The 16,255-nt window shown below is 74.5% G+C and carries 1 protein-coding gene and 1 pseudogene; both read left to right on the forward strand.

The window, feature by feature from the left end; translation table 11 throughout:
* Positions 1–40 precede the first annotated feature (40 nt).
* Positions 41–10,720 carry an SDR family NAD(P)-dependent oxidoreductase gene (locus ACFYW7_RS36415; protein WP_389510496.1) on the forward strand — a complete coding sequence of 3,560 codons (10,680 nt, stop codon included), beginning with the start codon at positions 41–43 and terminating at the stop codon, positions 10,718–10,720.
* A gap of 45 nt (positions 10,721–10,765) precedes the next feature.
* A pseudogene (locus ACFYW7_RS36420) lies at positions 10,766–16,246 on the forward strand (SDR family NAD(P)-dependent oxidoreductase); the annotation flags it as partial.
* Positions 16,247–16,255: the final 9 nt, after the last annotated feature.

A 16,255-nucleotide genomic window follows, 5' to 3' on the forward strand; every position in this document is an offset into this window, starting at 1 on the left:
GAATTCCGGTAAGTCTTCGCAGGGGTGAGGGACGATTTCGGTGGCGAACGACGACAAGCTCCGCTATTTCCTGAAGCGAGTCACCACAGATCTCCAGGAGACCCGGCGGCGCCTTCGTGACCACGAGGACGCCGCCGGGGAGCCGGTGGCCATCATCGGGATGAGCTGCCGCTACCCGGGAGGGGTCGACTCGCCCGAGGACCTGTGGGAGTTGGTCGCGGGCGGCCACGACGCCGTCTCGGAGTTCCCCGCCGACCGCGGCTGGGACCTCGACGCGCTCTACGACCCGGACCCGGAGTCCCGCGGCACCAGCTACGCCCGCGAGGGGGCGTTCCTGCGGGACCTGGCGCGGTTCGACGCCGGCCTCTTCGGGATCTCGCCGCGTGAGGCGCTCGCCATGGACCCCCAGCAACGGCTGCTGCTGGAGACGTCGTGGGAGCTCTTCGAGCGGGCCGGTATCGATGCCGCCTCGCTGGCGGGGAGCAGGACCGGCGTGTTCGCCGGCGTGATGAACCACGAGTTCCTCGCCGCCCTCCAGAACTCCCCGCAGGACCTGGAGGGTTACCTCGGGACGGGCACCTCGGGCAGTGTCGCCTCCGGCCGGGTGGCCTACACCTTCGGCCTCGAAGGCCCGGCCGTCACGGTCGACACGGCCTGCTCGTCGTCCCTGGTGGCCCTGCACCTGGCGGTCCAGGCGCTGCGGGGCGGCGAGTGCTCGCTGGCCGTGGCGGGCGGTGTCACCGCGATGGTCGGTCCCGCCACCTTCGTCGGCTTCAGCCGCCAGCGCGGACTGGCACCCGACGGCCGCTGCAAGGCGTTCGCGGCCGGTGCCGACGGCACCGGCTGGGGCGAGGGCGCCGGCCTGCTGCTCGTGGAGCGCCTCTCGGACGCCCGCCGCAACGGACACGAGGTCCTCGCGGTCGTCCGGGGCTCCGCCGTCAACCAGGACGGCGCGTCCAACGGCCTGACCGCCCCCAACGGCCCCTCCCAGCAGCGGGTCATCCGACAGGCCCTGGCCGCCGCCCGGTTGACCACCGCGCAGGTCGACGCGGTGGAGGCGCACGGCACGGGCACCCGGCTCGGCGACCCGATCGAGGCGCAGGCACTGCTCGCCACGTACGGGCAGGGCCGTCCCGACGACAGGCCGCTGTGGCTGGGCTCGATCAAGTCCAACATCGGTCACACCCAGGCCGCGGCCGGTGTGGCGGGCATCATCAAGATGGTCATGGCCATGCGCCACGGCGAACTGCCGCGCACGCTGCACGTCGACGCGCCGTCCCCGCACGTCGACTGGTCGGCGGGGGCCGTACGGTTGCTCACCGGGCGTACGCCCTGGCCGGCGTCGGACCAGCCGCGCCGAGCCGGTATCTCCTCCTTCGGGATCAGCGGCACCAACGCGCACACGATCATCGAGGAAGCCCCGTCGGCCGAAGCGTTCGCGCAGGACGCCGAGGCCCGACAAGCGCCGGAGGAAGGCGCGGAGAGCGCCGGGGCCGTCGTCCCGGAGGCGGCGCGCCCGGCCGCGGGCGGACCGGTGCCGTGGGTGATCTCCGGCAGGACCGAGGAGGCCCTGCGCGCACAGGCCGAACGCCTGCTGTCCCGCACGGACGCCGAAGTCCCCCCGCTCGACGTCGCGTTCTCGCTCGCCACGACGCGCACGGCCCTGGAGCACCGCGCCGTAATCCAGGGCGAGACGCCGGAGGAACTCGCCGAGGGACTGCGGGCCGTGGCTTCCGGCTCCCCGGCACCGGGCGTCGCACGCGGCCTCTCCGGCACCGGCGGGCGCGTCGGGTTCCTCTTCTCCGGCCAGGGATCGCAACGCCCGGGCATGGGGCGCGAGTTGTACGCGTCGTACCCGGCGTTCGCCGCCGCGTACGACGAGGTCTGCGCGCACCTCGGCACCGCGGCCGACGTCGGCTCGGAAGAACTGCACCGCACGGGCGTCGCACAGCCTGCTCTCTTCGCGGTCGAGGTGGCGCTGTTCCGGCTCCTCGAATCCTGGGGCGTGCGGCCGGACTACGTGGCCGGTCACTCCGTGGGCGAGATCGCCGCCGCGCACGTGGCCGGGGTGCTGTCGCTCGACGCCGCCGCGAAGCTCGTGTCCGCCCGCGCCCGCCTCATGCAGGCCCTGCCCGCCGGCGGAGCGATGATCGCCGTCCAGGCCACCGAGGACGAAGTCCTTCCGCACCTCACCGACGGCGTCGGCATCGCGGCGATCAACGGTCCGCGGTCCGTCGTGGTGTCCGGAGCCGAGGACGCGGTCACCGCGATCGCCGAGGTCTTCCGGCAGCAGGGCCGCAAGACCTCCCGGCTGAAGGTCAGCCACGCGTTCCACTCGCCGCTGATGGACCCCATGCTGGAGGAGTTCGCCCAGGTCGTCCGCGGGCTGACCTTCGAGAAGCCGCGGATCCCGGTGGTCTCCAACCTCACCGGCCGCCTGGCCGAGCCTTACACCCCGGAGTACTGGGTCCGGCACGTGCGCGAGGCGGTCCGCTTCGCCGACGGCGTCCGGACTCTGCACGACCTGGGCGTGACGACGTTCGTGGAGATCGGGCCGGGGGGCGTGCTGAGCGCCCTCGCCCAAGGCTGCCTGGACGACGACGTGGTCACCGTGCCCGCCCTGCGCGCCGACCGCCCCGAGCGGGCCGCACTCGTCGCCGCCGTCTCCGAACTGCACGCACACGGCGTCTCCCCGGACTGGCACGCCTTCTTCCCCGGCGCCCGCCGCGTCGACCTGCCCACCTACGCCTTCCAGTACGAGCGCTACTGGCTCGACGCCTCACCGGCCGCACCCGGTGACGTCCGCGCCGCCGGACTGGGCTCGGCCGACCACCCGCTGCTGGGCGCCGCCGTCTCCCTGGCCGGCGGCGACGAGCGGGTGCTGACCGGCCGGCTGGCCCTGCGCACGCACCCGTGGCTGAGCGACCACGCCGTGCTCGGAACCGTGCTGCTGCCGGGCACCGCGTTCGTCGAACTGGCCGTGCGTGCCGCCGACGAAGCCGGCTGCGACCTGCTGGAGGACCTCACCCTCGAAGCGCCCCTGACGGTGCCCGAGCGGGGCGGCGTCGCGGTTCAGGTGTGGGTCGGCGCGGACGACGGCACCGGCCGCAGGCCGCTGACCGTGCACTCGCGCCCCGAGGACGACGCCGACCTGCCGTGGGTCCGCCACGCGACCGGCTTCGTCACCGAAGGGACCGAGGAGACGGGCGCCGCGGCTGCCGACCGTACACTCACGGCGTGGCCGCCGACGGGCTCCGAGCCGGTCGACCTCGACGGCTTCTACGACCGGCTGGCCGCCCTCGGCCTCGCCTACGGACCGGCGTTCCGTGGACTGCGGAACGCCTGGCGCGCGGGCGAGGAGGTCTTCGCGGAGGTCGCCCTCCCCGACGGCACGGACACCGGCTCCTTCCTCCTGCACCCGGCGCTGCTGGACGCGGCGCTGCACGCGATCGGCGCGGGCGGCTCCCTCGCGGCCGAGACGGACGGGCCGCTCCTGCCGTTCGCCTGGTCCGGGGTGTCCGTGCGCGCCACGGGCGCGTCCACCGTACGGGTCAGGCTGGCACCGGCCGGTACGAACGCGGTGTCCCTGCTGGTGGCCGACGGTGCCGGCGAGCCGGTGGCGTCCGTCGAGTCGCTGACACTGCGCGCGGTGTCGACCGAGCAGCTCCGCAAGCGCCCCGGTGACGCGATGTTCACCGTCGGGCGGGCGCCGCTGGCCTTGCCCTCCGACGCCGCGGACGGGACGGCGGTCGCGTACCTCCCGGACATCGCCGCACTGGCCGAGGCCGACGGGTCGTCGCGGCCGGACGTGGTCGTGGTCCCGTGCCCCGACGGTCCGGAAGGGGCGACCGGGGCCGAGCGGGTGCGGGCGGTCACCACCGACGTGCTGCGGCTGGTCCAGCGCTGGTTCGCCGAGGACCGGACGTCGCGCCTCGTGCTGGTGGCGCGCTGCGACGACCTCGCGCACGCCGCGGCGGGCGGACTGGTCCGCTCGGCCCAGGCGGAGAACCCCGGCCGGATCGTGCTGCTCGAAACCGACCGCCCGGACAAGGCGGCCGCGCTCGTGCCCGGCGCCGTCCTGTCCGGCGAGCCCCACGTCGTCGTCCGGGAAGGGGAGGCCGGCGCACCGCGCCTGGTCCGCGCCGCCTCCCCGGCAGCGCAGGACGCGGCCACCGGCCCCGCGGACGAAGCCGCTTCCGCCCCCGCCGAAGGCGCTGCCCTCGGCCTCGGCACCGTGCTGCTCACCGGCGCCTCCGGCGCGCTGGGCAAAACCCTCGCCCGTCACCTGGTGACCGCACACGGCGTGCGCCGGCTGCTGCTCGTCAGCCGCCGTGGCGCGGACGCCCCGGGCGCCGCGGACCTGAAGGCCGAACTCGCGGCGCTCGGCGCCGACGCGACGTGGGCCGCCTGCGACCTCGCCGACCGTGACGCCCTCGCCCGACTGCTGGCCGCCGTCCCGGTCGACTTCGTCGTGCACACCGCCGGCGTGCTCGACGACGGCGTGATCGCCGCGCTGACCCCGGAGCGCGTGGGCGCCGTCCTCGCGCCCAAGGCCGACGCCGTGCTCAACCTGGACGAACTCACCGGCGGGAGCACGACGTTCGTGCTGTTCTCCTCCGCAGCGGGCGTCTTCGGCAACCCCGGACAGGGCAACTACGCCGCGGCCAACGCCTTCCTCGACGCCTTCGCCCGGTACCGCCACGCCCAGGGGCGGCCCACGGTCTCGCTGGCGTGGGGCCTGTGGGAGCAGGAGGGCGCCATGGCCGACGCCCTCGACGAGACGGGCAGGTCGCGGATGGCGCGCTCCGGCGTCCTGCCGCTGCCCACCGAAGAAGGCCTGCGGCTGTTCGACGCGGCTCTCGCCTCCGACGAGCCCGTGCTCGTCCCCGTCCGCCTCGACACCGCCGCCCTGCGCGACCGGGGGGCGGAAACCGTACCGGCCCTGCTGCGCGGACTCGTGCGCGTCTCCACACGCGGCACGGCCCGGCGCGCCGCCACCGGATCCCTGGCCGAACGCCTCGCCGGTCTGGCCGACGGCGAGCGCGACGAGGCCCTCCTGGAGCTGGTCCGGGCCGAGGTCGCCGCCGTGCTCGGGCACTCCTCGCCCCGGGCCGTCCAGCCCACGCACGCCTTCCAGGACCTGGGCTTCGACTCGCTGACGGCCGTGGAGCTGCGCAACCGGCTGTCCCCCGCCACCGGCCTGCGCCTGCCCGCCACCCTCGTCTTCGACCACCCCACCCCCGCCGCCCTCGCCCGGTACATCGGCACCGAACTCCTCGGCGAAGCCCCGGCCACCACGGCCGCGACCTCGGCGCGGCAGGCCGCGGCCGCCGTCGACGAGCCGATCGCCATTGTCGGCATGAGCTGCCGCCTCCCGGGTGGGGTCCGCTCGCCGGAGGACCTGTGGCGGCTGGTGGCCTCCGGCCGGGACGGCATCTCCCGGTTCCCGGACGACCGGGGCTGGGACGTCGACGGGCTCTACGACCCCGACCCCGAGCGCCTCGGCAAGACCTACGCGCGCGACGGCGGCTTCCTGCACGAGGCGGCTGAGTTCGACGCCGGTTTCTTCGGCATCAGCCCCCGGGAGGCCCTGGCGACGGACCCGCAGCAGCGGCTGCTGCTGGAGGCGTCCTGGGAGGCGTTCGAACGCGCCGGGATCGACCCGGCGACGGTCCGGGGCAGCCGTACCGGTGTCTTCACCGGCCTGATGTACCACGACTACGGCCAGGGCCCGCGCGAACTGCCCGAGGGCGTCGAGGGTCTGCTCACCACCGGAGGCTCCGGCAGCGTCGCCTCCGGGCGCGTGTCCTACACGTTCGGTCTGGAGGGTCCCGCCGTCACGGTCGACACGGCGTGCTCGTCGTCGCTCGTCGCCCTGCACCTGGCCGTCCAGTCGCTGCGGAGCGGCGAGAGCACGATGGCGCTGGCCGGCGGCGTCACCGTCATGGCCAGTCCGAGCGTTTTCGTGGAGTTCAGCCGGCAGCGCGGTCTGTCGCCCGACGGACGGTGCAAGCCGTTCGGCGCCGGGGCCGACGGCACCGGCTGGGCCGAGGGCGTCGGCCTGCTCCTGGTGGAGCGGCTGTCCGACGCGGAGCGCAACGGCCACGAGGTGCTGGCGGTGGTTCGGGGCAGCGCTGTGAACCAGGACGGTGCGTCCAACGGTCTGACCGCGCCCAACGGTCCCGCGCAGCAGCGGGTGATCCGCCAGGCACTCGCCTCCGCGGGCCTCACCACCGCCGACGTCGACGCGGTGGAGGCGCACGGTACGGGTACGAGGCTGGGTGACCCGATCGAGGCGCAGGCGCTGCTCGCCACGTACGGGCAGGGACGGGACGACCGGCCTTTGTGGCTGGGCTCGTTGAAGTCCAACATCGGTCACGCGCAGGCCGCGGCGGGTGTCGCCGGTGTGATCAAGATGGTGATGGCGATGCGCCACGGAGTGCTTCCGCGGACCCTGCACGCCGATGAGCCGACGCCGCACGTGGACTGGTCGGCCGGTGATGTCCGGTTGCTGACCGAGGCCGTCGACTGGCCCGAGTCGGACCGTCCGCGCCGTGCCGCGATCTCGTCCTTCGGCGTCAGCGGAACCAACGCCCACACCATCATCGAACAGGCCCCCGCCGCCGAGGAGTTGCCTCCCACGCCCGACTCCGGCACGGCCGTGCCGTGGGTGCTCTCCGGCAGGACCGAAGCAGCACTGCGGGCGCAAGCCGCCCGCCTCGCGTCCTTCCTGGACGACAACGACGGCGACAGGGACGACGACGGTGAGGCGGCCCTGGCGGCCGACGTGGCGTACTCGCTGGCCACGACCAGGGCGGCCTTCGAACACCGCGCCGCAGTGGTCGGGCGGACTCTCCAGGAACTCCGGCGGGGACTGGCCGGTGTCGCCGGCGGCGCTACGCCACCCGGCGTGGTGACCGGGACCGCACGCACCGGCGGCAGGACCGTCTTCGTCTTCCCCGGGCAGGGGTCGCAGTGGGTGGGCATGGCCGCCGAACTGCTGGAGACCTCCCCGGTCTTCCACGACCGGATCGACGCCTGCGAACGCGCCCTCGCGCCGCACGTGGACTGGTCGCTGACCGCGGTGCTCCGCGGCATGTCCGACGTCGAGCAGGACCGGGTCGACGTGCTGCAGCCCGTGCTGTGGGCGATGACGGTCGCCCTGGCCGAGGTGTGGCGCTCTTTCGGAGTGACCCCCGACGCGGTCGTCGGGCACTCCCAGGGCGAGGTCTCCGCGGCGGTGATCGCCGGAGCGGTCTCCCTGGAGGACGGAGCGCGCATCGTGGTGCGGCGCAGCCTCGCGGTCCGCGAACTCCAGGGCCGCGGCGCCATGGCCTCGGTGACGCTCCCGGACGAGAAGGCACGGGAACTGGTCGGCCGGTGGACCGGCCGCCTCGGCGTCGCCGCCGTGAACGGGCCCGCCACCGTCGTGGTCTCCGGGGACACCGACGCCCTCGACGAACTCCTCGCGCACTGCCGACAGGAGGGCGTCCAGGCTCGCAAGGTCGCCGTCGACTACGCCGCGCACTCGCCGCAGATCGAACGCGTCGAAGCACAGGCGAGTGAGGGGTTCGCCGGCATCAGCCCGCTCCCCGGCTCCGTGTCCTTCTACTCCACGGTGACGGGCGGGAAGCTGGCCGCGGACGAGCTGGGCTCCGGCTACTGGTACCGCAACATGCGGCAGACGGTACGGTTCCACGACGCGATCCGGTCCGCTCTCGCCGACGGGCACGACGTGTTCGTCGAAGTCAGCCCGCACCCGGTCCAGTTGGCGGGCATCCAGGACGCCATCGAGGCCGTCGACGCGGACGCCGCGGTCGTACCGACGCTGCGCCGCCGCGACGGCGGACGGAACCGGCTGATGCTCGCCCTGGCCCAGGCCCACGCGCACGGTGTCGCCGTCGACTGGGACGCCGTCCTGCCGGGCGCGCGCCGTGTCGGCCTCCCGACCTACGCGTTCCAGCACGAGAGGTACTGGCTGGAGGCGGGCGCTCCGGCCGGTGACGTACGAGCGGCCGGGCTGGACGTCACCGATCACCCGTTCCTCGGCGCCGCGGTGGAGCTGCCGGACGCCGGCGGCCACCTGCTGACCGGGCTGTTGTCCCTGCGGTCCCAGCCCTGGCTGGCCGACCACGTGGTGCTGGGCACGGTGCTGCTGCCGGGCACGGCCTTCGTGGAACTGGCCGCCCACGCCGCGGCCGAGACCGGCTGCGACCATGTCGAGGAACTCACCCTGCAGGCGCCGCTGGTGCTGCCCGAGCACGGCGGCGTCGCGCTCCAGGTCCTCGTGGGAGCCCAGGACGACTCCGGCCGTCGCCCGCTGAGCGTGCACTCGCGAGCCGGGGACGGCCCCTGGACACGCAACGCCACCGGCACCCTCACCACCGGCGCGACCCCCTCCGGGACCGACCTGAGCAGCTGGCCCCCGGCCGATGCCCGGCCGGTGGACCTGGACGGCTTCTACGACCGCCTGGCGGACCTCGGCCTGAGCTACGGCCCGCTGTTCCGGGGGCTGCGCGCCGTGTGGCGCGGCCACGACGCGGTCTACGCCGAACTCGCCGTCACCGACGGGGCACAGACGGACGCGGACGCGTTCGGCGTGCACCCGGCCCTGCTCGACTCCGCGCTGCACGCGCTGGGCGCGGGGGGCCTCGTACCGGCCGCCGACGGGCCCCTGCTGCCCTTCGCGTGGTCCCGCGTCACGCTGCACGGGACCGGAGCGGCGAGCCTGCGGGTACGGCTCTCCCCGGCCGGCGGGGACACGGTAAGGCTGGAGGCCGCCGACGGCACGGGCCGTCCCGTCCTGTCGGTCGAGTCGCTGACGCTGCGCCCGGTGTCGGCCGAGCAACTGCGCACGAGCTCCCGGGACTCCCTGTTCACCGTCGAGTGGGCACCGCTCGCCGCAACGGCCGACGCGCGGACACCGGTCGTACAGGCCTACGACGACATCGCCGCCCTCCTCGCCGCCCCCACGGTGGAGACCGGGACGCAGGCGGACACGGACGCCGTCGTCGTCCCCTGCCCCGGCGGGTCGGGTACCGATGCCGAGCGGGTCCGTAGCGTCCTCGCCGAAGTGCTCCGGCTGGTCCAGTGGTGGCAGGCCGAGGACCGGGCCGCCCGCCTGGTGCTGGTGACCCGGGGCGCGGTCGCCGCCGGGGACGAGCCGGAAGAGGGCGACCCGGTGCAGGCGGCCGTGTGGGGCCTGGTCCGGTCGGCGCAGTCGGAGAATCCGGACCGCATCGTCCTCCTCGACACCGAAGAGAATGCCGACCCGGAGCGGGCCGCGGCGACAGCCGTCCCCCGGCTCCTCGCCTCCGAGGAGCCGCAGGCGGCGCTCCGCGGCGACGCGCTCCTGCTGCCCCGGCTCGCCAGGGCCGCCGCCGACGCCCCGCGGGCCGCCCCGGACCTCGGGACCGGCACCGTGCTCCTGACCGGCGCGTCCGGCGCTCTGGGCGGGCTCGTCGCCCGGCACCTGGTCGCCGAGCACGGCGTGCGCAGCCTGCTGCTGATGAGCCGGCGCGGCGCGGAGGCCGAGGGTGCGGCGGAGCTCCGGGCGGAACTGACCGCCGCGGGCGCCGAAGTGTGCTGGGCCGCCTGCGACGTGGCCGACCGGAACGCCCTCGCCGAGGTGCTGTCCGGCACGCCGGTGACGGCCGTCGTCCACACGGCCGGCGTCCTCGACGACGGCGTGATCGGTTCGCTCACGCCGGAGCGCCTGGAGAAGGTGCTGCGCCCCAAGGCCGACGCGGTGCTGAACCTGCACGAACTCGCGGGCGACGTGTCGGCGTTCGTGCTCTTCTCCTCGCTCGCGGGCACGCTCGGCACCCCCGGCCAGGCCGGCTACGCCGCGGCCAACGCCTTCCTGGACGCCTTCGCCCGGCACCGCCGCGCCCAGGGGCTGCCCGCGGTGTCGCTGCCGTGGGGCCTGTGGCAGCGCACCGGCACCATGACCGAGTCCCTCGGCGGCGCCGACCGGACCCGGCTCGCCCGCGGCGGCGTGCTGCCCCTGTCCGACGAGGAGGGCCTGGAACTTCTCGACGCCGCGCTCGCGCTGCAGGAACCCCTCGTGGTGGCGGCACGGCTGGACCTCGCCGCCCTGCGGAACGCGACCGCACCGGTGCCGCCGCTGCTCAGGGCGCTCGTCGGCGGCCGGCCGCGGCGCATGGGCCGGGCGGCTTTAGTACCGCTGGCGCAACGGATCGCGGGCCTGCCCGAGAGCGAGCGCGAAGAGGCGGTCCTGGACCTCGTCCGCTCCGAGGTCGCCGCCGTCCTCGGCCACGGCTCGGCCAAGGCCGTCCAGCCCGACCAGGCCTTCGGCGACCTGGGCTTCGACTCGCTGACCGCGGTGGAGCTCCGCAACCGGATGAACACGGCCACCGGCCTGCGGCTGCCCGCGACGCTGGTCTTCGACCACCCGACGCCCGCGGTACTCGCGCGGCGGGTGCTGAAGGACCTCCCCGGTGGTACGGGCGGGACGGCGCCGGTCCTCGACGAGCTCGACCGCCTCGCCGCCGCCCTCGACGGCGCCGGAGCGGACCGCGTCGACAACATCACCCGAACCAAGATCAACATGCGTCTCCAGGCGCTGCTCGCCCGCTGGAACGGGGACGAGCCGGCCGATCCGGGAGGCGCCGGCGGAGCCGGGGACGAAGACGACCTCAGCTCGGCGAGCGACGAAGAGCTGTACGAGCTCCTCGACGACGAACTCGGCATCTTCTGAACTGCGCAGGTCAAAAGGGGGCGGGCGACACCGATGATGAACGAGGACAAGCTCCGGGACTACCTCAAGCGGGCCACCACGGACCTGCGCCAGGTCCGGCGGCGCGTGCGCGAGCTGGAGGCCCGCGACCAGGAGCCGATCGCCATTGTGGGCATGAGCTGCCGGTTCCCCGGCGGCGTCGGCTCCCCCGAGGAGCTGTGGCGGCTGCTGGCCGAGGGCGAAGACGCCATCTCGCGGTTCCCCGAGGACCGCGGCTGGGACGTCGACGCGCTCTACGACCCCGACCCCGAGCAGCCCGGCAAGGTCTACACCCGGCACGGCGGCTTCCTGCACGACGCGGCGGACTTCGACGCGGACTTCTTCGGGATCTCGCCGCGTGAGGCACTGGCCATGGACCCGCAGCAGCGGCTGCTGCTGGAGACCGCCTGGGAGGCCTTCGAGCACGCGGGCATCGACCCCGCCGGCCTCAAGGGCAGCCGCACCGGTGTTTTCACCGGCCTGATGTACCACGACTACGGCTTCACGCCCGGAGTCCTCCCCGAAGGGGTCGAGGGGCTGATGAGCACCGGCAACTCCGGCAGCGTCGCCTCCGGGCGCATCGCCTACACCTTCGGGTTCGAGGGCCCCGCGGTCACCGTCGACACCGCCTGCTCGTCCTCGCTCGTCGCCCTGCACCTCGCCGTGCGGGCGCTGCGGGGCGGCGAGTGCTCCATGGCGCTCGCCGGCGGCGTGACGGTCATGGCGGGCCCGAGCGCCTTCGTCGAGTTCAGCCGCCAGCGTGGACTCGCCCCCGACGGCCGCTGCAAGTCCTTCGCGGCGGCCGCGGACGGCGCGTCCTGGTCCGAAGGCGTCGGCCTGCTGCTCGTGGAGCGGCTGCGCGACGCCCGCCGGCTCGGCCACAAGGTGCTCGCCGTCGTCCGGAGCAGCGCCGTCAACCAGGACGGCGCGTCCAACGGCCTGACCGCGCCCAACGGCCCCTCGCAGCAGCGCGTGATCCTCGAAGCGCTGGCCGGCGCCCGGCTGTCCGCCGAGGAGGTCGACGCCGTCGAAGCACACGGCACGGGCACGAACCTCGGCGACCCGATCGAGGCGCAGGCACTGCTGGCGACCTATGGACAAGAGCGCGAACGACCGCTCCTGCTCGGCTCGCTGAAGTCCAACATCGGCCACACACAGGCCGCGGCGGGCGTCGCCGGCGTGATGAAGATGGTGCTGGCGATGCGGCACGGCGTGCTGCCGAAGACGCTCCACGTGGACCGGCCGACCCCGCGGGTCGACTGGTCGGCCGGCTCGGTCGAGCTGCTGAGCGAGGCGATCGCGTGGCCGGAGACCGACCACCCCCGCCGGGCCGGGATCTCGTCGTTCGGGATCAGCGGCACCAACGCCCACGTCATCGTCGAGCAGGCGCCCGAACCGGAGGCGCAGGACCCGGCCGACGAGAGGCCCGAAAGCGAGGGCGTGGCCGAGGAACCGCTGCTGGCCCGGACCACGGTGGTGCCGTGGGTACTCTCCGCGAAGACCGGGGAGGCGCTGCGGGAGCAGGCACGACGACTGCTGTCGTCCGTGGACCTCGCGGCCGCGTCCCCGGCCGACGTGGGGTTCTCGCTGGCGGCCACCCGCTCGGCGCTGGAGCACCGGGCGGCGGTCGTCGGCGCGGACGGGGCAGAGCTGCGCGCGGGGCTGACCGCCCTCGCGGCGGGCGAGCCCGCCGCACAGGTGGTGACGGGGCGCGCCGGCGCCGACCGGGGCAAGGTCGGGTTCTTGTTCTCGGGTCAGGGTTCGCAGCGGTTGGGGATGGGGCGTGAGCTGTATGCGGCGTATCCGGTGTTCGCGGCGGCGTACGACGAGGTGTGCGCACATCTTGAGGTCACGGTCGATGTTGGTTCGGATGAGCTGAACCAGACCGGTCGCACCCAACCGGCGTTGTTCGCTGTCGAGGTGGCGCTGTTTCGGTTGCTGGAGTCGTGGGGTGTGCGGCCGGACTATGTGGCGGGTCATTCGGTGGGTGAGATCGCAGCCGCTCATGTGGCGGGTGTGTTGTCGCTCGGGGATGCGGCGAGGTTGGTGTCGGCGCGGGCGGCGTTGATGCAGGCGCTGCCCGCGGGCGGGGCGATGGTCGCTGTCGAGGCCACCGAGGACGAGGTACTGCCCTACCTGACCGACGGTGTCGGGATCGCGGCGGTCAACGGCCCGCGGTCAGTGGTGGTTTCCGGTGCGGAGGGCGCGGTCGTCGCCATCGGTGAGGTCTTCGCCGGTCAGGGTCGTAGGACGTCCCGTCTGAAGGTCAGTCACGCGTTCCACTCGCCGTTGATGGACCCGATGCTGGAGGAGTTCGCGCAGGTCGTCAGTGGTCTGGTCTTCGACGAGCCGCGGATCCCGGTGGTCTCGAACCTCACCGGCCGACTGGCCGAGCCGTACACGCCCGAGTACTGGGTCCGGCACGTCCGCGAGGCGGTCCGCTTCGCCGACGGCGTCCGGACTCTCCACGAGCTGGGCGTGAGCACGTTCGTGGAGATCGGCCCCGGCGGCGTGCTGAGCGCCCTCGCCCAGGGCTGCCTCGACGACGCGGACATCGTCACTGTTCCCGCCCTGCGTACCGACCGTCCCGAACCCCAGGCGCTCACCCTCGCCCTCGGGCAGGTGCACGCGCACGGTGTCTCCCCGGACTGGCAGGGGCTGTTCCCCGGCGCCCGGCGCGTCGACCTGCCCACGTACGCCTTCCAGCGCGAGCGCCACTGGCTCGAAGGCACGGCCGCGCCCGACGTCTCCTCGGCGGGCCTGGACCCCTCCGGCCACGCCCTGCTCGGCGCGGTGGTGGAGACCGCCGGGGTGCAGGACGTGCTGTTCACCGGTCGGCTGTCCCCGGCCGAGCTGCCCTGGATCGCGGAACACACGGTCGGCGGTGTGCCGGTGCTCCCGGTCGCCGCGCTCGTGGAGCTGGCCCTGGCCGCGGGACGGCAGGCCGGGTTCCCGCACCTGGAACAACTGGACGTGGACGCCCCGCTCGCCCTGGCCGAACAGGGCGCCGTACGCGTCCAGGTACAGGTCGGCGCGGGCGACGGCCCTGACCGGCGTTCGGTGCGCGTCTTCGGCCGGCCGGCCTCGGGCGGCACCGGCGAGCCGTGGGTCTGCCACGCCACGGGAGAACTCACCCGGAACGCTCCGGCGCCCGAGTTCGACATGACGACGTGGCCGCCGACGGGTGCCGAACCCGTCGACGTCGAGGGCCGTCCGGGGCTGCGCGCCGCCTGGCGCGCCGGGGACGAGCTGTACGCCGAGGCCGTACTGACCGTCGCGGAGCGGGACCGGGCGGACCGCTACGGCCTGCACCCCGTACTGCTGGACGCCGCCCTCGGCATGCTGGCGTCGGACCGCGCCGAAGACCCCGGCGAGGTGCTCATGCCCCACGCCTGGCGCGGCGTCTCCGTGCACACTCCGGGGCCCGGGGCCGTACGCATACGCATCCGACCCGCAGCCGACGACGCGGTGGCGATCGAACTGTCCGACGCCGACGGCTCTCCCGTCGCCTCGGTCGCGTCCGTCCGGACACGGTCGATGTCCCCGCAGCAGATGCTGGCCTCGCGCGTGGCGCACCAGGACCGGATGTTCGAGGTCGACTGGGTCGAGCACACCGCGGCTCCCGCCCCCGAAGCCGCGTGGGCGGTCCTGGGCAGCGAGGGTTCCCACTCCGACGTCGACGGGCTCCGCAGAGCAGTCGAGGGCGGTGCACCCACACCTGGCCACGTCCTCCTGCCGTGCGCCCCGAGCGAGGGCGATGCCGCCGCCGCGACGCGCGGGCTGCTGGCCGAGGTGCTGTCGGCCGTCCAGGAGTGGGTCGCCGACGAGCGGCTCTCCGACGCGCGGCTCGTCGTGATGACGCGCGGAGCCGTCGAGCTGGACGGCACGGCTCCGGACCTCGCGCACGTCGCGGTCTCCGGGCTGGTGAAGTCGGCCCAGACCGAGCACCCGGACCGGCTCCTGCTCGTCGACGCGGACGACTCGGTCGCGAACGGCGGCACGGTCGCGAACGGCGGCCTCGATCCGGCGCTGGCCGCGGCCCTCGCCGCTCTGGACGAGCCGCAGGCCGCGGTGCGCGACGGAAAGCTGTACGTGCCGCGCCTCGCCCGGATCACCCCGCCCGAGGAGCCCACCGGTCACGCGTGGGACCCCGAGGGGACCGTGCTGCTCACCGGCGCGACCGGCGGCCTCGGACGGTCGCTCGCGCGGCACCTCGTCGCCGAACGCGGCGCACGGAGGCTGCTGCTGGCCAGCCGACGGGGCCCCGCGGCCGAAGGCATCGGGGAACTCGTCGCCGCCCTCTCCGAACTGGGCGCGCACGTCGACGTGGCCGCCTGTGACATCGGGGACCGGGACGCCCTCGCGGAACTGCTGGCCTCGGTCCCGGCCGAGCACCCGCTCGTGGCCGTGGTGCACGCGGCGGCGGCCCTGGACGACGGCGTGGTCACCGCCCTGACCCCGGAGCGCCTGGACTCCGTGCTGCGGCCGAAGGCCGAGGGGGCGCTGCACCTGCACGAGCTGACCCGGGACCTGGACCTCTCCGCGTTCGTGCTCTTCTCCTCCCTGGCCGGAGTCCTGGGCAGCGCCGGCGCGGCGGGCTACGCCGCCGCGAACGCCTTCCTGGACGGACTGGCGCGGCAGCGCCGGGCCGAGGGCCTGCCCGGCACCTCGCTGGCGTGGGGTCTGTGGACGGACAACGGCGGCATGGGCGACCGGATCACCGACGCCGACCGCAACCGGATGGGGCGGGCCGGAGTCGTGCCCTTCACTCCGTCGGAGGGGCTGGCCCTGCTCGACGCCGCCCTCACCATGGACCGGCCGGTGGTCGTGCCGGTCCGGCTGGACGTTCCAGGACTGCGCGCCATGGCCCGCGCCGGCATGCTGCCCGCCGTCCTCCGCGGCCTCGTCGGCGACACCGGTGCCGCGGCCGGCGAGCCCGCGGCCGCAAGCACCCCCGCCCTGGTGCGCCGTCTCGCCGGGCTACCGGAGGCGGACCAGGAGAAGGTCCTGCTGGACCTGGTGCGCCATCAGGCGGCAGCCGCCCTCGGCCACGCCACCGCTGCCCGCATCGAGCCCACCACGGCCTTCAAGGACATCGGCTTCGACTCCCTGACCGCCGTGGAACTGCGCAACCGGCTCAAGGCCGCGACCGGGCTCCGGCTCAAGCCCACCCTTGTCTTCGACCACCCCAACCCCGTCGCGATCGCCCGGCTCCTCCACAAGGACCTGGTGCTCGACCTCACAGCCGAGGCCCCGCCCGTGCTCGCCGAACTGGACCGGCTGGAGGCGCAGCTCGCCGCGCTCGCCCCGCAGGACGCGGTACGGGACAAGGTCACCGCCCGGCTCAAGGCGCTGCTCTGGAAGTGGACGGACACCCGTCAGGACGCTACGGCGAACACCGCCGACGCCGAGGCCGGCCCCGACCGCGACATCGACCTGGACCGGATCGACGCCGCCACCGACGACGAGATGTTCGACCTCATCGACCAAGAGCTCGGGTCTCACTGACTCATCTCA

The sequence above is a fragment of the Streptomyces sp. NPDC002580 genome, assembly GCF_042889485.1.
GTDB lineage: Bacteria > Actinomycetota > Actinomycetes > Streptomycetales > Streptomycetaceae > Streptomyces.